General features: G+C 53.4%; 17 protein-coding genes and 5 pseudogenes. 13 read left to right on the top strand and 9 right to left on the bottom strand.

The window, feature by feature from the left end; all coding sequences use genetic code 11:
* Nucleotides 1-103 precede the first annotated feature (103 nt).
* Together WKR14_RS07605 and WKR14_RS07610 are read left to right on the top strand one after the other, a co-directional pair.
* Nucleotides 104-994, top strand: a complete 891-nt coding sequence (locus WKR14_RS07605) for a sce7726 family protein (protein WP_000700060.1) — start codon at nt 104-106, stop codon at nt 992-994.
* 7 nt (nt 995-1,001) lie between these two features.
* On the top strand, nt 1,002-1,937 hold the full coding sequence (locus WKR14_RS07610; protein WP_000291753.1) for a sce7725 family protein: 936 nt from the start codon (nt 1,002-1,004) through the stop codon (nt 1,935-1,937).
* A gap of 557 nt (nt 1,938-2,494) precedes the next feature.
* On the opposite strand, the gene WKR14_RS07615 is transcribed toward WKR14_RS07610, so the two are convergent.
* Nucleotides 2,495-3,700: an IS256 family transposase gene (locus WKR14_RS07615; RefSeq protein ID WP_117199825.1), complete on the bottom strand. Its 1,206-nt coding sequence runs from the start codon at nt 3,698-3,700 to the stop codon at nt 2,495-2,497.
* Between the two features lie 75 nt (nt 3,701-3,775).
* Here WKR14_RS07615 and WKR14_RS07620 point away from each other — a divergent pair, with 75 nt between their 5' ends.
* The 10 genes and pseudogenes from WKR14_RS07620 to WKR14_RS07660 form a co-directional block, all read left to right on the top strand.
* The gene (locus tag WKR14_RS07620; protein ID WP_339087587.1) at nt 3,776-4,195 is read left to right on the top strand and encodes an RES family NAD+ phosphorylase; all 420 of its coding nucleotides are present in this window, start codon (nt 3,776-3,778) and stop codon (nt 4,193-4,195) included.
* Nucleotides 4,196-4,235: 40 nt separating this feature from the next.
* Nucleotides 4,236-5,216 carry an IS5-like element ISEc68 family transposase gene (locus WKR14_RS07625; RefSeq protein ID WP_151532535.1) on the top strand — a complete coding sequence of 327 codons (981 nt, stop codon included), beginning with the start codon at nt 4,236-4,238 and terminating at the stop codon, nt 5,214-5,216.
* 680 nt (nt 5,217-5,896) lie between these two features.
* Entirely contained in the window at nt 5,897-7,390 is a 1,494-nt protein-coding gene (locus WKR14_RS07630; protein ID WP_001120888.1) for an IS91-like element ISCR2 family transposase, read from the top strand.
* Nucleotides 7,391-7,735: 345 nt separating this feature from the next.
* Complete coding sequence (locus WKR14_RS07635) at nt 7,736-8,248, top strand: dihydrofolate reductase (RefSeq protein WP_086371372.1); 513 nt, start codon at nt 7,736-7,738, stop codon at nt 8,246-8,248.
* Nucleotides 8,249-8,330: 82 nt separating this feature from the next.
* Nucleotides 8,331-8,666, top strand: a pseudogene (locus tag WKR14_RS21385) (toprim domain-containing protein); the annotation flags it as partial.
* A 13-nt stretch (nt 8,667-8,679) separates the two neighbouring features.
* A pseudogene (locus WKR14_RS07640) lies at nt 8,680-9,708 on the top strand (IS91-like element ISCR2 family transposase); the annotation flags it as partial.
* 30 nt (nt 9,709-9,738) lie between these two features.
* A complete protein-coding gene (locus WKR14_RS07645; protein ID WP_001447541.1) occupies nt 9,739-10,623 on the top strand; it encodes a DUF3363 domain-containing protein in 885 nt (294 codons plus the stop codon).
* Nucleotides 10,624-10,839: 216 nt separating this feature from the next.
* Nucleotides 10,840-12,054 carry a chloramphenicol/florfenicol efflux MFS transporter FloR gene (gene floR, locus WKR14_RS07650; protein ID WP_000214121.1) on the top strand — a complete coding sequence of 405 codons (1,215 nt, stop codon included), beginning with the start codon at nt 10,840-10,842 and terminating at the stop codon, nt 12,052-12,054.
* Between the two features lie 27 nt (nt 12,055-12,081).
* Entirely contained in the window at nt 12,082-12,387 is a 306-nt protein-coding gene (locus tag WKR14_RS07655) for a LysR family transcriptional regulator (RefSeq protein ID WP_001255015.1), read from the top strand.
* A gap of 111 nt (nt 12,388-12,498) precedes the next feature.
* A pseudogene (locus tag WKR14_RS07660) lies at nt 12,499-12,903 on the top strand (IS91 family transposase); the annotation flags it as partial.
* Between the two features lie 106 nt (nt 12,904-13,009).
* Here WKR14_RS07660 and WKR14_RS07665 read toward each other — a convergent pair.
* From WKR14_RS07665 to tetR(A), 4 genes and pseudogenes are all read right to left on the bottom strand, one after another.
* Complete coding sequence (locus WKR14_RS07665) at nt 13,010-13,840, bottom strand: APH(6)-I family aminoglycoside O-phosphotransferase (RefSeq protein WP_001391758.1); 831 nt, start codon at nt 13,838-13,840, stop codon at nt 13,010-13,012.
* Nucleotides 13,841-14,120: 280 nt separating this feature from the next.
* Nucleotides 14,121-15,125, bottom strand: coding sequence for an IS110-like element IS5075 family transposase (locus WKR14_RS07670; protein WP_000427614.1), 1,005 nt, complete (start codon nt 15,123-15,125; stop codon nt 14,121-14,123).
* 99 nt (nt 15,126-15,224) lie between these two features.
* A pseudogene (locus WKR14_RS07675) lies at nt 15,225-15,555 on the bottom strand (MerR family DNA-binding protein); the annotation flags it as partial.
* Nucleotides 15,556-15,682: 127 nt separating this feature from the next.
* Nucleotides 15,683-16,333 (bottom strand): tetracycline resistance transcriptional repressor TetR(A), encoded by a 651-nt coding sequence (gene tetR(A) / locus WKR14_RS07685; protein ID WP_000164043.1) that lies wholly within the window; start codon nt 16,331-16,333, stop codon nt 15,683-15,685.
* A 105-nt stretch (nt 16,334-16,438) separates the two neighbouring features.
* Between tetR(A) and tet(A) the strand changes: the two genes are divergently transcribed.
* Nucleotides 16,439-17,638: a tetracycline efflux MFS transporter Tet(A) gene (tet(A), locus tag WKR14_RS07690; RefSeq protein WP_276396203.1), complete on the top strand. Its 1,200-nt coding sequence runs from the start codon at nt 16,439-16,441 to the stop codon at nt 17,636-17,638.
* 31 nt (nt 17,639-17,669) lie between these two features.
* On the opposite strand, the pseudogene WKR14_RS07695 reads toward tet(A), so the two are convergent.
* From WKR14_RS07695 to sul2, 4 genes and pseudogenes are all read right to left on the bottom strand, one after another.
* Nucleotides 17,670-18,185: pseudogene (locus tag WKR14_RS07695) on the bottom strand (DMT family transporter); the annotation flags it as partial.
* Nucleotides 18,186-18,292: 107 nt separating this feature from the next.
* Complete coding sequence (locus tag WKR14_RS07700) at nt 18,293-19,129, bottom strand: aminoglycoside O-phosphotransferase APH(6)-Id (RefSeq protein WP_000480968.1); 837 nt, start codon at nt 19,127-19,129, stop codon at nt 18,293-18,295.
* Complete coding sequence (aph(3'')-Ib, locus tag WKR14_RS07705; RefSeq protein WP_001082319.1) at nt 19,129-19,932, bottom strand: aminoglycoside O-phosphotransferase APH(3'')-Ib; 804 nt, start codon at nt 19,930-19,932, stop codon at nt 19,129-19,131. Before aph(3'')-Ib ends, WKR14_RS07700 begins: the two co-directional genes overlap by 1 nt.
* A gap of 60 nt (nt 19,933-19,992) precedes the next feature.
* Nucleotides 19,993-20,808 carry a sulfonamide-resistant dihydropteroate synthase Sul2 gene (gene sul2 / locus WKR14_RS07710; RefSeq protein ID WP_001043260.1) on the bottom strand — a complete coding sequence of 272 codons (816 nt, stop codon included), beginning with the start codon at nt 20,806-20,808 and terminating at the stop codon, nt 19,993-19,995.
* Nucleotides 20,809-20,996: the final 188 nt, after the last annotated feature.

The raw sequence follows: 20,996 nt of genomic DNA on the forward strand, positions 1-20,996 counted from the left end.
TATGATTTAGCAGGTTGAAGAGGTCCTTTAGCCAAAAGCTAAAGAAGATAGATGATTATTTTAAATAATGCTCCTAAAGCATAGTGGTTTTTCTGGTGTTTAAATGAAAATCAATGACTTAAAAAAGCTTCCTGCTCTAACTAGGCTGTTTTCAGCTGCCGTCTTTAGAGAGATGGCAAGGAAGGGGCAGTCAGCTTTGTTCACTCGGTTGCTAAAAGAGGCAGGAATAGTTGACCAGTTGGCACCCAACGCAACAGTAGGTGAAGCGTTCGATTTTGCATTTAATATACTTAAAGTTGCTGGTTACCGTGATGAGTACATATATCGAGCAGCTGTTAGTCAAAAAGTGCTTCTGGGTACTCATTCACTGCGCACGGCTTCAATGCTAAGCGAGTTTCGAGCCGGTAGCTGTAAAGCGGACCTAGTAATTTTAAACGGTACAGCAACTGTTTATGAGATAAAGTCTGAGCGAGATTCTCTTACTCGGCTTGAACATCAAGTCGAAAACTACAAACGAGTGTTTGCCAAAGTTAATGTGATATCCAGTGAAGAGCATATCGATGGTATCCTTAAAGCCGTACCGGAAGATGTTGGAATTATGTGCCTAACTAAGCGTTATCAGATCAAAACTATGCGAGAGGCCCTAAATTGTCCTGAGAGAATCTGTCCTAGTACTGTATTTGACTCCTTGCGCATCTCTGAATGCGTCGAAATTCTTGAGAGCTTAGGGATAGCCGTACCCGTGGTGCCTAATATTGAAAGACATGCGGCATTGCGTAAATTGTTTTCTGAAATTGATCCGGCTACTTTGCACTTTGAAATGGTTAAAACATTAAAACGGACACGGGATCTTGCTTCACTTAGAGATTTTGTTGATCGTTTGCCAAAGTCCTTACAAACTGCTGCATTATCAGTGTCTGTACGTCTCTCTGATCAAACAAGACTGATCGATGCTACGGAAACTCCGTTACATGCGGCAATGACATGGAGTTAATCGACATATGTACTACCCATATTTTCGTGGAAAGCAATTTGAGTTAATAGCGATTCGTGAAATGGCTCAGCTTTTGGCTGACAATAACTTTATACCAGTCATTGAGCCTGTTCGTGAGTCATTAAATGGCCTCAAAAGAGCATTAGAAGCGATTAATGAAGCAGGTGGTAAAGCAATAGTTATAGTTAATCCCTACTATGGTGATCATCAAGATAATGGCGCTAATATCAGCAGCTTTCTTGAGGAAGGATTTTCTGGTTCGGATAATATATCTGCAGGAATCCTTCTGCGTAACGGTATGTCGGTTGATGACGCTATGTCTTGCTTCGAACAGCATGCATCCCATAATCGGGTTCTAGTCCATGCAGGTTTCACTGAGCCAAAGGATTTGGCGACTAAATTTGAAAGCTATATGTCGGAGCTAACAAATATATTTATAGATGATTACTCAAAACTATTATACCGAAAGCATTTTGGATCGAGTAAGCGTATTTTGATTCGTGATGGATTCAACCGCCAGCGCAATGCAGATTACCCTGAAGTTGAAATGTTTTCAGAACTCCATGCTACTTATCCTGAATTAGGGATGGAAGGGTTTGGAGACTTCTTGATGGTTGGGGATGCATACACCGAAGGTGGCGGGCCAGCTTATGCGGTAGCTATACATCTTACTTTCATAGATCGTAACAAGGATGATGTGATGTACATTTATCATTTCGTCTCAGATACAAAGGATACTCCTACGGACCCTGCAGGGAAGTTTGGTCAAGCTCTTGGAAAATTAATCAGGAAGCTTGAAAGTGGAAACTCTGGGCTTCTTGAAACTAATGCCATCAAAGAGTTTAAAGAACTTTATGAAAAACGGCACTTTCCCGGTTTAGGTTATGTGAAAAAGCTTTCGATGAAGCACCATATCGAAACGCTTATAGATTATTTGAAGTGAGGTCGCTATGGCTAAGCGTTACTGCTGCCCTGAATGTTTTGGCGATCGTGTTCTGCGAGATGAAATATTTCCTACTCTTGAGCCGATGCTAGGGAATTGCGACTTTTGCGGAACAATTAATACAACACTAGTTGAGCCTGCTGATTTAGCGGACTATTTTGAGCTTCTAGTTAACGTATATGAACCCGATCATGATGGAAAAACACTAGTTGAGTGGATGAAAGATGATTGGTTGATATTTAGCCATGAGCGTATGGACAACGCTCATGCAAAAGATCTACTTAGTGAAATTCTTAATGATGGTGAAGTAGTCCGCCGTCAGTTTAAACCTTCAAGTAGTTATAATAGTGATGGTCTAGCACTGTGGGATAAATTGCGAGATGAAATGATGCACTCGAATCGATGGTTTCTAGATGTAACTATCGACGAGGAGCGCCTCAAAGAGCTATTAGAGATGCTAATAGCTAAAGAGCTGCCTTCGAAGTGGTATCGTGCTCGAATCAAAACTGAGGATGAGGTTTTTCGAGGGTGTTCAAAATTCTGTGTCACGTTAAAAATCACAGATCGATGTGAGCATCCAGTCGTCCTTCAAAATGGATGGACAGCTGAGATAGCGTTAAATTCCAGTTTTGAATCGGGTGTGACCACCGCTCCTGAGCCTTCAATATACCGGCGTAGAGCAGTTTGAGTAAACTGTTCTCGTTGGCAAAACCACCCTTGGTTTTCGTCAGTTTACGAAACTGACGATGTACGGCCTCAACCGCGTTCGTGGTGTAGATAGCCTTACGCACGTATTCCGGGTACTTAAAATAGGTCGATAACAGCGCCCACTTGTTGCGCCAGGACTTGATGACCACAGGATATTTGTCGCCCCATTTGGCTTCTAGCTCGTCCAGCGCCATCTCAGCTGCATTGAGGGTTGTGGCTTTATAGACACACTTTAAATCAGCCATAAACGCCTTCTGGTTTTTAGACGCTACGTATTTCATTGAGTTACGAATTTGATGAATGATGCATGACTGCACCTCTGTATGTGGGTAAATGGTTTCAATGGCTTCAGGGAAGCCTTTAAGGCCATCGACACAGGCAATCAGGATGTCTTTAATACCGCGACTATGAAGATCGGTTAGTATACTTAGCCACTGATGTGCACCTTCAGTGTCTGAGATATACAAGCCCAACAGCTCCTTTTTTCCTTCTACATTGAGCGCCAGAATGGTGTACACAGCTTTGCTGACAAAGCGGCCATTCTCTTTGATTTTATAGTGAATAGCATCAAGCCAGAGGATGGGATACAGGGCTTCTAAATCACGTTCACGCCAAGCCTGAAGCTCAGGTAGCAGTTTATCAGTAATGGCGCTGATGGTGCCATTGGGGACTTCAATGCCGTAGATATCGGCGATATGGGCACGAATATCCTGATAACTTGTGCCCAGTGAAAATAGCGCAATGATTTTCCGCTCCATCTCATCGGTCAGGTATGTCTGGTTCTTTTTTACAACCTGAGGCTCGAAGGTGCCATCTCGGTCACGCGGAGTATGCAGCTCAAAGCTACCGGTAGCGGTCTTCAGTGTCTTACTGGTCTTGCCATTTCTGCGATTACCAGGCTGCTTATCTTCAAGATGTTGGTCGAGCTCAACATTGAGGGCCGCTTCAGTAAGCTGTTTAATGAGTGGGGTGAGAATACCATCTTTGCCGGTCAGGTCTTTACCTGCACGCAGAGCTTCAATGGCGGCTTCCATGTCGAATGTAGGTTTGGTCATTTGAATATCCTTTTGGGTGTATATTACTCAAATGACACAGATTTATGAACACTACCGGTTTTTCCAATAGATAAGATGGGGGCTCCACCTAAAAGGCGCTCTTCAAATGGACGAGCAAACCCGGCTGGTATTCCTTACCTCTATTTAGGTTCATTACCTGAGACTGCTGTTGCGGAAGTTAGGCCTCATACTGGGGAGGCCGCTTGTGTGGCTACTTTTGAAATTCCAGGCATTAAGGCTGCAGATTTGCGAAACCCTCGTGAACTTGTTTCTCCCTTCATTTTGGAGGACGCTAGGCAAATCGCCCAATTGCGGGCTGATTTACCTTTTCTAGAGCGCTTAGGTGAAGAGTTAACAAGGCCAGTTCAGCCGTCAGGTGCTGCAATAGACTACATACCTAGTCAATATTTATGTGAGTTTATTAAAAAGAAAGGCTTTGATGGAGTTGTTTATCGCAGTTCTGTTAGGGAAGGTGCGAATAAGTCCGAGATATGAGATCATCGTGTTGTAACCTGACCCCTGAATGAGTAACCGGATGAGCCAGCAACTGACTTTTGCCGACAGTGAGTTTTCCAGTAAACGCCGCCAGACCCGCAAAGAAATCTTCCTTGGCAGAATGGATAACTTGCTTCCCTGGGACAAATTACTTGGCGTTATCGAGCCTGTGTATCCCAAGGCCGGTAATGGTCGCAGGCCCTATCCGCTGGAAACCATGCTGCGTATTCACTGCATGCAGCAATGGTACAACCTGAGCGATGAGGCCATGGAAGATGCCCTCTATGAAATCGCCTCCATGCGACAATTTGCTCGCCTGTCACTGGATAAAGCCATTCCAGACCGCACTACCATCATGAATTTCCGGCATTTGCTGGAGCAGCATGAACTGGCCCGCAAAATCTTCAGTACCGTTAATCACTGGCTAGCAGAGTGTGGCGTTCTAATGACCCAGGGCACCTTGGTGGATGCCACCATCATTCAAGCCCCCAGCTCTACCAAAAACAAACACAACAGCCGTGATGAAGACATGCACCAGACCAAGAAAGGTAACCAGTGGTACTTCGGCATGAAAGCGCACATTGGCGTGGACGCCAAAAGTGGCCTGACCCACAGTCTGGTGACCACGGCGGCTAACGAGCACGACCTCAATCAGGTTGGCAAGTTACTGCATGGCGATGAAGAATTTATCTCAGCCGATGCTGGTTATCAGGGGGCCGAAAAGCGCGATGAGCTCAGCGATGTCAGCGCAGACTGGCTTATCGCCAAGCGTCCCGGCAAAGTGAATGCATTGAAGCAACACCCGCGCAAGAACAAGCTGGCCATCCGTTACGAATACCTGAAAGCGAGTATCCGAGCGAAGGTTGAGCATCCATTTCGGATAGTAAAATGTCAGTTTGGTTTCGTCAAAGCCAGGTACAAGGGGCTGGCTAAAAATGACAGTCAACTGGCGATGTTATTCACCCTGGCGAACCTGGTTCGAGTTGACCAATTGATACGGGCACAGGCGAGATCTACCTGAAATGAGGAAATTGGCCTGAAACAGGGCCAAAATCAGCCACGAAGAGACGATTTTGGGCTGAAAATTGGAAAATTTAGCCACAGGACGTCGATAAAGGACGGTTTGGGGCGTCATATTGGGAGCTGCGAACCACTTAATCGCAGCTTCCTTAGTGAAGGGATTAATCTTGCCTTGTTTAATCCCAAACAGGCTGTAGGTGGTCAAGTCTCCGTATATAACGTAGATCGAGTTTCAGTTCAGGTTGCGGCCTTAGAAACGCAGACCGATTTTCTATAAATCTTGGGGTGATTATGAGAGGTAATGATTGGCTCTTTGAGAAAGGTTTGTAAATGAATCATATATCGAAAATGACCAGTGTTATCGCTTTGACTTGTGAAGAGAAGCAAGAGCTTCGTCGTGATATGCAAGAATCGTCAACCTGGGCCAAATCTGAGCTAAAACGTCGACGAGCAGCAAAAAATCAAAAAAATTCTGCGCATGGTATAGATGATGGTATCGAGAAAAGTTGTCTATCTAACTAGCTGTTATGTAAATGCATTTTCTTCTCATTGATATTCGAGTGGGAGTGACGGGCACTGGCTGGCAATGTCTAGCAACGGCAGGCATTTCGGCTGAGGGTAAAAGAACTTTCCGCTAAGCGATAGACTGTATGTAAACACAGTATTGCAAGGACGCGGAACATGCCTCATGTGGCGGCCAGGACGGCCAGCCGGGATCGGGATACTGGTCGTTACCAGAGCCACCGACCCGAGCAAACCCTTCTCTATCAGATCGTTGACGAGTATTACCCGGCATTCGCTGCGCTTATGGCAGAGCAGGGAAAGGAATTGCCGGGCTATGTGCAACGGGAATTTGAAGAATTTCTCCAATGCGGGCGGCTGGAGCATGGCTTTCTACGGGTTCGCTGCGAGTCTTGCCACGCCGAGCACCTGGTCGCTTTCAGCTGTAAGCGTCGCGGTTTCTGCCCGAGCTGTGGGGCGCGGCGGATGGCCGAAAGTGCCGCCTTGCTGGTTGATGAAGTACTGCCTGAACAACCCATGCGTCAGTGGGTGTTGAGCTTCCCGTTTCAGCTGCGTTTCCTGTTTGCCAGCCGGCCCGAGATCATGGGGTGGGTGCTGGGCATCGTTTACCGCGTCATTGCCACGCACCTGGTCAAGAAAGCGGGCCATACCCACCAAGTGGCCAAGACGGGCGCGGTCACCCTGATCCAGCGTTTTGGATCGGCGCTCAATCTGAATGTTCACTTCCACATGCTGTTTCTCGACGGTGTGTATGTCGAGCAATCCCACGGCTCAGCGCGTTTCCGCTGGGTCAAGGCGCCGACCAGCCCAGAGCTCACCCAGCTGACGCACACCATCGCCCACCGGGTGGGTCGCTATCTGGAACGGCAAGGCCTGCTGGAACGGGATGTCGAAAACAGCTATCTGGCCTCGGATGCGGTGGATGACGACCCGATGACACCCCTGCTGGGGCACTCGATCACTTACCGTATCGCTGTCGGTTCACAGGCGGGGCGAAAGGTGTTCACTTTGCAAACTCTGCCGACCAGTGGTGATCCGTTCGGTGACGGGATTGGCAAGGTAGCCGGGTCCAGCCTGCACGCCGGCGTGGCGGCCAGGGCCGATGAACGCAAGAAGCTCGAACGGCTGTGCCGGTACATCAGCCGCCCGGCGGTATCCGAGAAGCGGCTGTCGTTAACACGAGGCGGCAACGTGCGCTACCAGCTCAAGACGCCGTACCGGGACGGCACCACGCACGTCATTTTCGAACCATTGGATTTCATTGCAAGGCTGGCCGCCCTGGTACCGAAGCCCAGAGTCAACCTAACCCGCTTCCACGGGGTGTTCGCACCCAACAGTCGGCACCGGGCGTTGGTCACGCCGGCAAAACGGGGCAGGGGCAACAAGGTCAGGGTGGCTGATGAACCGGCAACACCAGCACAACGGCGAGCGTCGATGACATGGGCGCAACGGCTCAAGCGTGTTTTCAATATCGACATCGAGACCTGCAGCGGCTGCGGCGGCGCCATGAAAGTCATCGCCTGCATTGAAGACCCTATAGTGATCAAGCAGATCCTTGATCACCTGAAGCACAAAGCCGAAACCAGCGGGACCAGGGCGTTACCCGAAAGCCGGGCGCCACCGGCTGAGCTGCTCCTGGGTCTGTTTGACTGACGAGCCTGAAGGCCAACGATACCAATCAAAATGCTGCGTTCACAGCGCCGCGGCAGGGATCCGCCGTGCTGGTTGTCGGAAAAGGAGCCGCTAGTGGGAAAGAGGAGGGTAAATTTTCAGCGTTGCTGGCTCCCCGTCAGCCGGATTGGGTTGCATCGCAGGGGTGTCGAAAGAGTCAACTGCGGTCCAAAGCTGTTGGACTTGGGTGAAAAGGGCGTTTATTCTTCCTATACGTATGATTCAAACTGCAGATGAGTTACATTTGAAAGAAAAGGTGAAAAAACCAATTGAGAAATTATTGCATGTGCTTAATGCCTCAAATAAAAAATTAATTATTCAATACCGATCATTATGAAACTATCATTAATTGTTGCCATGGATAAAAATTTTGGCATTGGTAAAGACAACGATTTGTTATGGAAATTGCCGGCTGATATGAAATTCTTTAAAGAAACTTCAACAGGTCATGTAGTAATAACCGGACGTAAAAATTATGAATCTATTCCTGAGAAATTTAGACCCTTGCCAAATCGTGAAAATGCCGTTTTAACTCACCAAATCGGCTATCAAGCACCAGGAGCTCATGTCTTTTTTTCACTTACTGAATGTTTAGAGTTCTATAAAAATGAAACCGAAAGAACTGTTTTCATCATTGGTGGGGGACAAATTTATGCAGAAGTTATGCAGCGAAACATCCTTCAAGAAATGTATATCACACAAGTAGATGGAGTGTTTGACGCAGATACTTTTTTTCCTAAATTTTCTGAATCTGAGTGGAATAGTGAAACTGTACTGAAACAGGGTATTGATGAAAAACACGCTTTTGCTTTTGAAATAAAAAAATATACACGTAAATAACTCTAAAACTTACTGTTTTTGTTGAAATGTTTTGTATGTAACGGTTTCAAAACTTCAACGACCTTACTAACTTTGCCTCCTTATGATTTTATGTATAGCTGAAAAACCTTCTGTGGCAAAAGATATTGCCGAAGTAATTGGTGCAAAACAACGCAACAACGGCTTTTATGAAGGAAATGGCTATTGGGTAACCTGGACTTTTGGCCATCTGTGTACATTGAATGAACCCCATGATTACAAAGAAAATTGGAAATACTGGAAATTGGAAGATCTGCCAATTGTACCTAAAAAATTTGGCATTAAACTAATTGATAACGATGGAGTAAAAAGGCAATTTGCTGTTATTGAAAAATTGGTAGCATCTTGTTCTGAAGTCATCAATTGCGGGGATGCCGGGCAGGAAGGGGAGTTGATACAAAGATGGGTATTGGCACCTGGTCAAGAAAGCGGGCCATACCCACCAAGTGGCCAAGACGGGCGCGGTCACCCTGATCCAGCGTTTTGGATCGGCGCTCAATCTGAATGTTCACTTCCACATGCTGTTTCTCGACGGTGTGTATGTCGAGCAATCCCACGGCTCAGCGCGTTTCCGCTGGGTCAAGGCGCCGACCAGCCCAGAGCTCACCCAGCTGACGCACACCATCGCCCACCGGGTGGGTCGCTATCTGGAACGGCAAGGCCTGCTGGAACGGGATGTCGAAAACAGCTATCTGGCCTCGGATGCGGTGGATGACGACCCGATGACACCCCTGCTGGGGCACTCGATCACTTACCGTATCGCTGTCGGTTCACAGGCGGGGCGAAAGGTGTTCACTTTGCAAACTCTGCCGACCAGTGGTGATCCGTTCGGTGACGGGATTGGCAAGGTAGCCGGGTCCAGCCTGCACGCCGGCGTGGCGGCCAGGGCCGATGAACGCAAGAAGCTCGAACGGCTGTGCCGGTACATCAGCCGCCCGGCGGTATCCGAGAAGCGGCTGTCGTTAACACGAGGCGGCAACGTGCGCTACCAGCTCAAGACGCCGTACCGGGACGGCACCACGCACGTCATTTTCGAACCATTGGATTTCATTGCAAGGCTGGCCGCCCTGGTACCGAAGCCCAGAGTCAACCTAACCCGCTTCCACGGGGTGTTCGCACCCAACAGTCGGCACCGGGCGTTGGTCACGCCGGCAAAACGGGGCAGGGGCAACAAGGTCAGGGTGGCTGATGAACCGGCAACACCAGCACAACGGCGAGCGTCGATGACATGGGCGCAACGGCTCAAGCGTGTTTTCAATATCGACATCGAGACCTGCAGCGGCTGCGGCGGCGCCATGAAAGTCATCGCCTGCATTGAAGACCCTATAGTGATCAAGCAGATCCTTGATCACCTGAAGCACAAAGCCGAAACCAGCGGGACCAGGGCGTTACCCGAAAGCCGGGCGCCACCGGCTGAGCTGCTCCTGGGTCTGTTTGACTGACGAGCCTGAAGGCCAACGATACCAATCAAAATGCTGCGTTCACAGCGCCGCGGCAGGGATCCGCCGTGCTGGTTGTCGGAAAAGGAGCCGCTAGTGGGAAAGAGGAGGGTAAATTTTCAGCGTTGCTGGCTCCCCGTCAGCCGGATTGGGTTGCATCGCAGGGGTGTCGAAAGAGTCAACTGCGGTCCAAAGCTGTTGGACTTGGGTGAAAAGGGCGTTTATTCTTCCTATACGTGCCGCGTTCCAGGCGGCGACTATGAGGGCTATGTCGATGCCCATGTGCGCCGGCTGGAGGCGCTACGCCGGGCCGGTATCGTCGAGCGGATCGACGCCGACCAATGGCGCATCCCCGATGATCTGGTCAGCCGTGCCGCCGCCCATGACGCCGGCCGAGACAGTCAGGCCAGCGTTCGCGTCCTTTCCCCGGTCGATCTGAACAAACAGATCGGATCGGACGGCGCGACCTGGCTGGACCGGCGGCTGATCCACGGCGAGACGGCCGACCTTGCGCCAACCGGCTTCGGGCAACAAGTCCGCGAAGCCATGGACCAGCGCCGCGAGCACCATATCGAACAGGGCGACGCCACCCGCAGCCGGGACAGCCGCGTCTTCTACCGGCGCAACCTTCTCGCCATCCTGCGGGAGCGCGAGGTAGCCGGCGTCGGATCGGATATGGCTTTGAGTAAGGGCCTGCCGTTCCGCGCCGCCACGGACGGCGAGAGCGTCAGCGGCAAGTTTACCGGAACCGTGCATCTATCGAGCGGCAAGTTCGCCGTGGTCGAGAAATCCCATGAGTTCACCCTTGTCCCGTGGCGGCCGATCATCGACCGCCAACTCGGCCGCGAGGTTATGGGCATCGTGCAGGGCGGGTCGGTGTCGTGGCAGTTAGGGCGGCAGAGGGGGCTGGAACGCTGAGTGCGCCCATGCCGCATTGCGAAGCAAAAGATAATCGGATAAAATGTAGCAATTCATATTCGTAAGCGTGGAGTAATCAGATGGGAAATTCCAAGTCAGCAGACAAGTAAGCCGCAACAACCAGTATTGTTGTTGCGGCGCTCTGTAAGGCTAGTCTCATCTGATTGCTGACGAGCAGACGTCGCCCGGTATTCCTTAATCGAGGGTTGATTCGTCATGACCACCACACGCCCCGCGTGGGCCTATACGCTGCCGGCAGCACTGCTGCTGATGGCTCCTTTCGACATCCTCGCTTCACTGGCGATGGATATTTATCTCCCTGTCGTTCCAGCGATGCCCGGCATCCTGAACACGACGCCCGCTATGATCCAACTCACGTTGAGCCTCTATATGGTGATGCTCGGCGTGGGCCAGGTGATTTTTGGTCCGCTCTCAGACAGAATCGGGCGACGGCCAATTCTACTTGCGGGCGCAACGGCTTTCGTCATTGCGTCTCTGGGAGCAGCTTGGTCTTCAACTGCACCGGCCTTTGTCGCTTTCCGTCTACTTCAAGCAGTGGGCGCGTCGGCCATGCTGGTGGCGACGTTCGCGACGGTTCGCGACGTTTATGCCAACCGTCCTGAGGGTGTCGTCATCTACGGCCTTTTCAGTTCGATGCTGGCGTTCGTGCCTGCGCTCGGCCCTATCGCCGGAGCATTGATCGGCGAGTTCTTGGGATGGCAGGCGATATTCATTACTTTGGCTATACTGGCGATGCTCGCACTCCTAAATGCGGGTTTCAGGTGGCACGAAACCCGCCCTCTGGATCAAGTCAAGACGCGCCGATCTGTCTTGCCGATCTTCGCGAGTCCGGCTTTTTGGGTTTACACTGTCGGCTTTAGCGCCGGTATGGGCACCTACTTCGTCTTCTTCTCGACGGCTACCCGTGTGCTCATAGGCCAAGCGGAATATTCCGAGATCGGATTCAGCTTTGCCTTCGCCACTGTCGCGCTTGTAATGATCGTGACAACCCGTTTCGCGAAGTCCTTTGTCGCCAGATGGGGCATCGCAGGATGCGTGGCGCGTGGGATGGCGTTGCTTGTTTGCGGAGCGGTCCTGTTGGGGATCGGCGAACTTTACGGCTCGCCGTCATTCCTCACCTTCATCCTACCGATGTGGGTTGTCGCGGTCGGTATTGTCTTCACGGTGTCCGTTACCGCGAACGGCGCTTTGGCAGAGTTCGACGACATCGCGGGATCAGCGGTCGCGTTCTACTTCTGCGTTCAAAGCCTGATAGTCAGCATTGTCGGGACATTGGCGGTGGCACTTTTAAACGGTGACACAGCGTGGCCCGTGATCTGTTACGCCACGGCGATGGCGGTACTGGTTTCGTTGGGGCTGGTGCTCCTTCGGCTCCGTGGGGCTGCCACCGAGAAGTCGCCAGTCGTCTAACCGACGACTGGTAGCAGGCCCGCTCCGATGCGGCGCACTAACCATCGAAACCTCGTGAATGTCGGTATCCTGTCTGGCAGGATACCGCTCATTTCCCTTGTTCAGTTCATCGCCGTCGCCGAGCATCTGAATTTTCGGCATGCGGCCAAGGCACTTGGTATCAGCCAGTCGAGCGTCAGCGCGCGTGTGAAAGCGCTGGAGGATAACCTTGGTGTCCTGCTATTTGAGCGCCATGCGCGGGGCGTTCGGCTAACAGACGCAGGCAGGCACTTCATGGAGCGTGTCACGGCGGGTGTCGATCAACTCGATCACGCAGTGAAGACCGCGGAGTGACGGGCACTGGCTGGCAATGTCTAGCAACGGCAGGCATTTCGGCTGAGGGTAAAAGAACTTTCCGCTAAGCGATAGACTGTATGTAAACACAGTATTGCAAGGACGCGGAACATGCCTCATGTGGCGGCCAGGACGGCCAGCCGGGATCGGGATACTGGTCGTTACCAGAGCCACCGACCCGAGCAAACCCTTCTCTATCAGATCGTTGACGAGTATTACCCGGCATTCGCTGCGCTTATGGCAGAGCAGGGAAAGGAATTGCCGGGCTATGTGCAACGGGAATTTGAAGAATTTCTCCAATGCGGGCGGCTGGAGCATGGCTTTCTACGGGTTCGCTGCGAGTCTTGCCACGCCGAGCACCTGGTCGCTTTCAGCTGTAAGCGTCGCGGTTTCTGCCCGAGCTGTGGGGCGCGGCGGATGGCCGAAAGTGCCGCCTTGCTGGTTGATGAAGTACTGCCTGAACAACCCATGCGTCAGTGGGTGTTGAGCTTCCCGTTTCAGCTGCGTTTCCTGTTTGGGGTCGTTTGCGGGAAGGGGCGGAATCCTACGCTAAGGCTTTGGCCAGCGATATTCTCCGGTGAGATTGATGTGTTCCCAGGGGATAGGAGAAGTCGCTTGATATCTAGTATGACGTCTGTCGCACCTGCTTGATCGCGGCCGCGATAGCTAGATCGCGTTGCTCCTCTTCTCCATCCGCGTTCCAAGCTGCGGAAAGGCACCCATAAGCGTACGCCTGGTCGAGCAGGCGACGCGGATCGACGTCCAGCGCACGAGAGAATGCGTCCGCCATCTGTGCAATGCGTCTAGGATCGAGACAAAGGTCGTCTCTGTCAGCCGGATCGTAGAACATATTGGCGGCGCCAAAGCCCACTTCACCGACCAGACCGACGGGATCTATCACCAGCCAGCCGCGACTGGAGAACATGATGTTTTCATGATGCAGATCGCCATGTAGCCCACGCAGTTCCGAGGCATTGCTCATCATTTGATCGGCTATAATCGCCGCGTGGACGTAGTCAGTTTGACAACCTGCGTTTTGATCATCGCGCGCCCGCTGAAACAAAGCTGCAAAGCGATCCCGGATCGGGAGAAGGGCAGAAGGCAGGGGTTCCTCAGATGCGGCATACAGCTTCGCCATTAGTTCCGCTGCAATTTCGGTCGCCTGGTAGTCGCCGTGCTCGGCAACGATGTGAGAGAGCATTCGCTCCCCGGCATATTCGAGCAACATCAGATTGTTCTCACGACCGAGCAACCGGACTGCTCCCCTCCCATTGCGCCATACCAGATAGTCGGCCCCGCGCAGTTCATCAGCAATGTCTTCTATAGGTTTCAATCCCTTGACGATTGCAGGAGTCCCGTCTGGCAATGAAACTTTCCAAACGAGGCTGGAAAAGGTGTCCGCAATGAGAACAGGTTGCGAAACGTGCCAATGAGCAGGAAAAACAGGCGGCATGAAGGGGTCGTCTCAGAAAACGGAATCTATGGTCACTCCCGTTTTTGCAACACCGATTTTGACGACAAGTTGGCTTGCTTGAATCTATCCGGCGTCTGAATGGGATTTTATTCCCGCGCCTCGATGAGTTCCGCGCCTGATGAACCTCCAGAAAATATACGGCTTCAATGAGCCTTTCCGTTTTACAGGTTCCTCAACAGGCCGGTGGGCCGTTAGTATCATCAATATCAGTATTCGCAAAACCAGATGAATGATTGTTTAAACTGGTGTATTTCTGCCTTTATGCTTCGTAAGTTTGCTGTCGCGCCGTCAGTGCCCAGGCTATTCTGGCCAGCTTGTTTGCCAGAGCACAGGTGACGACAAAGTTGCTTTTCCGACACAACAACTCCCTGACCCAGTCGGCCAACTTGCCAGACTGGTGTTCCAGTTTTTGTATGAATACCCTGGCACACTGAACCAACAAAGTTCGGATCTTTTTGTTGCCCCGCTTGCTAATCCCTAACAATGTCGTCCGACCTCCCGTGCTGTACTGTCGGGGTACCAGCCCTGTTGCCGCCGCAAAGTCACGGCTGCTGGCGTACTGCTTCCCGTCGCCAATCTCAGTTGAAATAGTACTGGCAGTCAGCGTTCCAACGCAGGGAATACTCAGCAAGCGCTGTCCAACCTCATCTTCGTCCAACTTTCGTTTCAACTGAGATTCCAGATCTTTAATCTGCTCAACAAGATAGTGATAATGCTGTTGTAATTTCAGCAGTAACTGGCTGAGATAAAGAGGCAAACTACTGTCCTCAAGAAGGGTACTCAGTCGACTAATAACGGCAGCACCTCGCGGAACGCTGATACCAAATTCCAGCAGAAAAGCATGCATCTGATTAGTTGTTTTCACCTTATCCTGAACCAGGGATTCACGGACACGATGCAGAGCTCGCATTGCCTGCTGAGATTCGGTTCTGGGCTGCACGAAACGCATAGATGGACGTGATGCTGCTTCACAGATAGCTTCAGCATCAACGAAGTCATTTTTGTTGCTTTTAACGAATGGGCGGACAAATTGCGGTGATATCAGCTTTGGAAAATGCCCTAACTCTGCCAGCTTGCGTGCCATAAAGTGAGAACCGCCACAGGCTTCCATCGCGATGGTTGTTGCCGGGCATGTCGCCAGAAATTCGATTAGCTTTGGTCGGGTGAATTTTTTACGGTAAACGGCCTTCCCACGATGATCCTGACAATGAATATGGAAAGAGTTCTTACCCAGATCGATACCAATAAGCGCAATGTTTTCCATGATGGTTCTCCGAATGAAAGCCTGTCCTCAGCATAGTACTGGGAAGGAGGGAGTGACCATCTCATTAAATAAAGCACGCTAAGGCGTAACTACCCTCGGCTACACCGCGTCGGCACCACGCGGCTCTTTCTCCCCTTGCAGCGAAGCAATCAGCGGGCAAGAAACGTTCCCTTGCCGCGCATGGCAGGCGAACACAAGTTCGGATAGCACGGTTTCCATGCGCGCCAGGTCGGTCATTTTTTCGCGCACGTCCTGAAGCTTGTGCTCGGCCAGGCTGCTGGCTTCCTCGCAGTGGGTGCCGTCATCCAGCCTCAGCAGCTCTGCGATCTCGTCGAGGCTGAATCCGAGCCGCTGGGCTGATTTCACGAAGCGCACCCGCGTCACATCCGCCTCGCCAGAGAGGCCGAGCGCGGCCGTGAGGCTTGGACGGCTAGGGCAGGGCATGAAAAAGCCCGTAGCGGGCTGCTACGGGCGTCTGACGCGGTGGAAAGGGGGAGGGGATGTTGTCTACATGGCTCTGCTGTAGTGAGTGGGTTGCGCTCCGGCAGCGGTCCTGATCAATCGTCACCCTTTCTCGGTCCTTCAACGTTCCTGACAACGAGCCTCCTTTTCGCCAATCCATCGACAATCACCGCGAGTCCCTGCTCGAACGCTGCGTCCGGACCGGCTTCGTCGAAGGCGTCTATCGCGGCCCGCAACAGCGGCGAGAGCGGAGCCTGTTCAACGGTGCCGCCGCGCTCGCCGGCATCGCTGTCGCCGGCCTGCTCCTCAAGCACGGCCCCAACAGTGAAGTAGCTGATTGTCATCAGCGCATTGACGGCGTCCCCGGCCGAAAAACCCGCCTCGCAGAGGAAGCGAAGCTGCGCGTCGGCCGTTTCCATCTGCGGTGCGCCCGGTCGCGTGCCGGCATGGATGCGCGCGCCATCGCGGTAGGCGAGCAGCGCCTGCCTGAAGCTGCGGGCATTCCCGATCAGAAATGAGCGCCAGTCGTCGTCGGCTCTCGGCACCGAATGCGTATGATTCTCCGCCAGCATGGCTTCGGCCAGTGCGTCGAGCAGCGCCCGCTTGTTCCTGAAGTGCCAGTAAAGCGCCGGCTGCTGAACCCCCAACCGTTCCGCCAGTTTGCGTGTCGTCAGACCGTCTACGCCGACCTCGTTCAACAGGTCCAGGGCGGCACGGATCACTGTATTCGGCTGCAACTTTGTCATGCTTGACACTTTATCACTGATAAACATAATATGTCCACCAACTTATCAGTGATAAAGAATCCGCGCGTTCAATCGGACCAGCGGAGGCTGGTCCGGAGGCCAGACGTGAAACCCAACAGACCCCTGATCGTAATTCTGAGCACTGTCGCGCTCGACGCTGTCGGCATCGGCCTGATTATGCCGGTGCTGCCGGGCCTCCTGCGCGATCTGGTTCACTCGAACGACGTCACCGCCCACTATGGCATTCTGCTGGCGCTGTATGCGTTGATGCAATTTGCCTGCGCACCTGTGCTGGGCGCGCTGTCGGATCGTTTCGGGCGGCGGCCGGTCTTGCTCGTCTCGCTGGCCGGCGCTGCTGTCGACTACGCCATCATGGCGACGGCGCCTTTCCTTTGGGTTCTCTATATCGGGCGGATCGTGGCCGGCATCACCGGGGCGACTGGGGCGGTAGCCGGCGCTTATATTGCCGATATCACTGATGGCGATGAGCGCGCGCGGCACTTCGGCTTCATGAGCGCCTGTTTCGGGTTCGGGATGGTCGCGGGACCTGTGCTCGGTGGGCTGATGGGCGGTTTCTCCCCCCACGCTCCGTTCTTCGCCGCGGCAGCCTTGAACGGCCTCAATTTCCTGACGGGCTGTTTCCTTTTGCCGGAGTCGCACAAAGGCGAACGCCGGCCGTTACGCCGGGAGGCTCTCAACCCGCTCGCTTCGTTCCGGTGGGCCCGGGGCATGACCGTCGTCGCCGCCCTGATGGCGGTCTTCTTCATCATGCAACTTGTCGGACAGGTGCCGGCCGCGCTTTGGGTCATTTTCGGCGAGGATCGCTTTCACTGGGACGCGACCACGATCGGCATTTCGCTTGCCGCATTTGGCATTCTGCATTCACTCGCCCAGGCAATGATCACCGGCCCTGTAGCCGCCCGGCTCGGCGAAAGGCGGGCACTCATGCTCGGAATGATTGCCGACGGCACAGGCTACATCCTGCTTGCCTTCGCGACACGGGGATGGATGGCGTTCCCGATCATGGTCCTGCTTGCTTCGGGTGGCATCGGAATGCCGGCGCTGCAAACAATGTTGTCCAGGCAGGTGGATGAGGAACGTCAGGGGCAGCTGCAAGGCTCACTGGCGGCGCTCACCAGCCTGACCTCGATCGTCGGACCCCTCCTCTTCACGGCGATCTATGCGGCTTCTATAACAACGTGGAACGGGTGGGCATGGATTGCAGGCGCTGCCCTCTACTTGCTCTGCCTGCCGGCGCTGCGTCGCGGGCTTTGGAGCGGCGCAGGGCAACGAGCCGATCGCTGATCGTGGAAACGATAGGCCTATGCCATGCGGGTCAAGGCGACTTCCGGCAAGCTATACGCGCCCTAGGAGTGCGGTTGGAACGTTGGCCCAGCCAGATACTCCCGATCACGAGCAGGACGCCGATGATTTGAAGCGCACTCAGCGTCTGATCCAAGAACAACCATCCTAGCAACACGGCGGTCCCCGGGCTGAGAAAGCCCAGTAAGGAAACAACTGTAGGTTCGAGTCGCGAGATCCCCCGGAACCAAAGGAAGTAGGTTAAACCCGCTCCGATCAGGCCGAGCCACGCCAGGCCGAGAACATTGGTTCCTGTAGGCATCGGGATTGGCGGATCAAACACTAAAGCTACTGGAACGAGCAGAAGTCCTCCGGCCGCCAGTTGCCAGGCGGTAAAGGTGAGCAGAGGCACGGGAGGTTGCCACTTGCGGGTCAGCACGGTTCCGAACGCCATGGAAACCGCCCCCGCCAGGCCCGCTGCGACGCCGACAGGATCTAGCGCTGCGTTTGGTGTCAACACCAACAGCGCCACGCCCGCAGTTCCGCAAATAGGGGTCGTTTGCGGGAGAGGGCGAAATCCTACGCTAAGGCTTTGGCCAACGATATTCTCCGGTAAGATTGATGTGTTCCCAGGGGATAGGAGAAGTCGCTTGATATCTAGTATGACGTCTGTCGCACCTGCTTGATCGCGGCCGCGATAGCTAGATCGCGTTGCTCCTCTTCTCCATCCGCGTTCCAAGCTGCGGAAAGGCACCCATAAGCGTACGCCTGGTCGAGCAGGCGACGCGGATCGACGTCCAGCGCACGAGAGAATGCGTCCGCCATCTGTGCAATGCGTCTAGGATCGAGACAAAGGTCGTCTCTGTCAGCCGGATCGTAGAACATATTGGCGGCGCCAAAGCCCACTTCACCGACCAGACCGACGGGATCTATCACCAGCCAGCCGCGACTGGAGAACATGATGTTTTCATGATGCAGATCGCCATGTAGCCCACGCAGTTCCGAGGCATTGCTCATCATTTGATCGGCTATAATCGCCGCGTGGACGTAGTCAGTTTGACAACCTGCGTTTTGATCATCGCGCGCCCGCTGAAACAAAGCTGCAAAGCGATCCCGGATCGGGAGAAGGGCAGAAGGCAGGGGTTCCTCAGATGCGGCATACAGCTTCGCCATTAGTTCCGCTGCAATTTCGGTCGCCTGGTAGTCGCCGTGCTCGGCAACGATGTGAGAGAGCATTCGCTCCCCGGCATATTCGAGCAACATCAGATTGTTCTCACGACCGAGCAACCGGACTGCTCCCCTCCCATTGCGCCATACCAGATAGTCGGCCCCGCGCAGTTCATCAGCAATGTCTTCTATAGGTTTCAATCCCTTGACGATTGCAGGAGTCCCGTCTGGCAATGAAACTTTCCAAACGAGGCTGGAAAAGGTGTCCGCAATGAGAACAGGTTGCGAAACGTGCCAATGAGCAGGAAAAACAGGCGGCATGAACATCAACCCCAAGTCAGAGGGTCCAATCGCAGATAGAAGGCAAGGCGTTCGCGGTCGGGGGCTTCGATCCCCAATACATTGAATAGGACAGCGAAGGCGCGCTCTGCTTCATCTGGCGCTGCCCAGTTCTCTTCGGCGTTAGCAATCATGAGTGCCAAATCGGCATAGCGATCTGCTGTTCCGAGCCGCCCAAGGTCGATCAGACCCGTGCATTGAAGAGTTTTAGGGTCCACCATGAAGTTCGGCATGCAGGGATCACCATGGCAAACAACCATATCGGTGCGCTCTTGGTCGAGCCGCACCGGTAGCTCTCGTTCGACACGAGCCAAAAGATCGAGCTGCGGCGTACTCTTGTCCTCGTCCGGTAAGAAGTCGGGATTGACGGCATTGCGGGACACCACATCAACGGCGCGTCCGAACATTCGCGACAGCCTGCGCTCAAACGGACATTGATCAACCGATAGGCTGTGAACAGCGCCAAGTTGCTGCCCCATTGACGGCCACGCTTTGAGCAAATCCGCTCCAGACAGATCAGCCGCCGGTACTCCCGGAATTGCCGTTATCACCAAGCATGCACCCTCCTGTTCCTCCTGCCAGTTGATCACCTCGGGGCAAGCCACACCTCGACCTTTGAGCCAAATGAGGCGGTCACGCTCTCCAGCGAGCTCACCGCGGCGGGAAGCAGGTGCGATTTTCGCGAAGGCATGCCCGTCACCACGTCGAAAAACAAAATCACCAGATTCTCCGCCTCTGACAGGCAACCAGTCAGAATGCGATTCACCAAAAAAAATATTAGTTCGATTCAATGGAGGTTCCTTCAGTTTTCTGATGAAGCGCGAATATAGAGAAATATCCCGAATGTGCAGTTAACGAATTCTTGCGGTTTCTTTCAGCGCCGCCAATACCGCCAGCCCGTCGCGCAAGGGGCGCGGCTCGTGTGTGCGGATGAAGTCAGCTCCACCTGCGGCGGCGGCAAGCTCTGCAGCGAGTGTCGCGGCCCCGACATCCCCCGGACCACGGCCTGTGAGCGCGCGCAGAAAGGATTTGCGCGAAACAGACAGAAGCACCGGCAAATCGAAGCGCAGCCGCAATTCATCGAACCGCGCCAGCACCGAGAGCGAGGTTTCGGGAGCAGCCCCCAGAAAAAACCCCATGCCGGGATCAAGGACAAGGCGGTTGCGTTTGATACCGGCACCCGTCAGCGCCGCGATGCGCGCGTCAAAGAACGCCGCAATGTGATCCATGATGTCGCCAGCGGGTGCCTCGCGCCGATCTGCCTGCCCGTCTTGCACCGAATGCATAACGACGAGTTTGGCAGATGATTTCGCCAATTGCGGATAGAACGCAGCGTCTGGAAAACCGCGAATATCATTGAGATAGGCTACACCACGCGACAAGGCATAGGCTTGCGTCGCGGGTTGATAACTGTCGAGCGAGACGGGAATGCCATCTGCCTTGAGCGCGTCCAGCACCGGCGCGATACGCGCGATTTCTGTGTCGGACGAAACAGGCGCGGCGTCGGGATTGCTGGATGCCGGACCGAGGTCGATCACATCTGCCCCCTCGGCCATCAGCTTACGCGCCTGCGCAATGGCTGCGTCTGGCGCCAGATACCGGCCTCCATCGGAGAAACTGTCCGAGGTTATGTTGACGATGCCGAAAATGATGAGCGATTTATTCATGGGGGCTTCTATAATAATAATAATCGAGCATGAGTCTCATACGGATGCTCGGGTCGAAAGGGAATCCCCAGGCGAGTAACCTGTTTGCGGTGATCCATTAGCTGCAGGAGCAGAATAGCATACATCTGGAAGCAAAGCCAGGAAAGCGGCCTATGGAGCTGTGCGGCAGCGCTCAGTAGGCAATTTTT

This window comes from Shewanella chilikensis, from assembly GCF_037953065.1.
Taxonomy (GTDB): Bacteria; Pseudomonadota; Gammaproteobacteria; order Enterobacterales; family Shewanellaceae; genus Shewanella; species Shewanella chilikensis.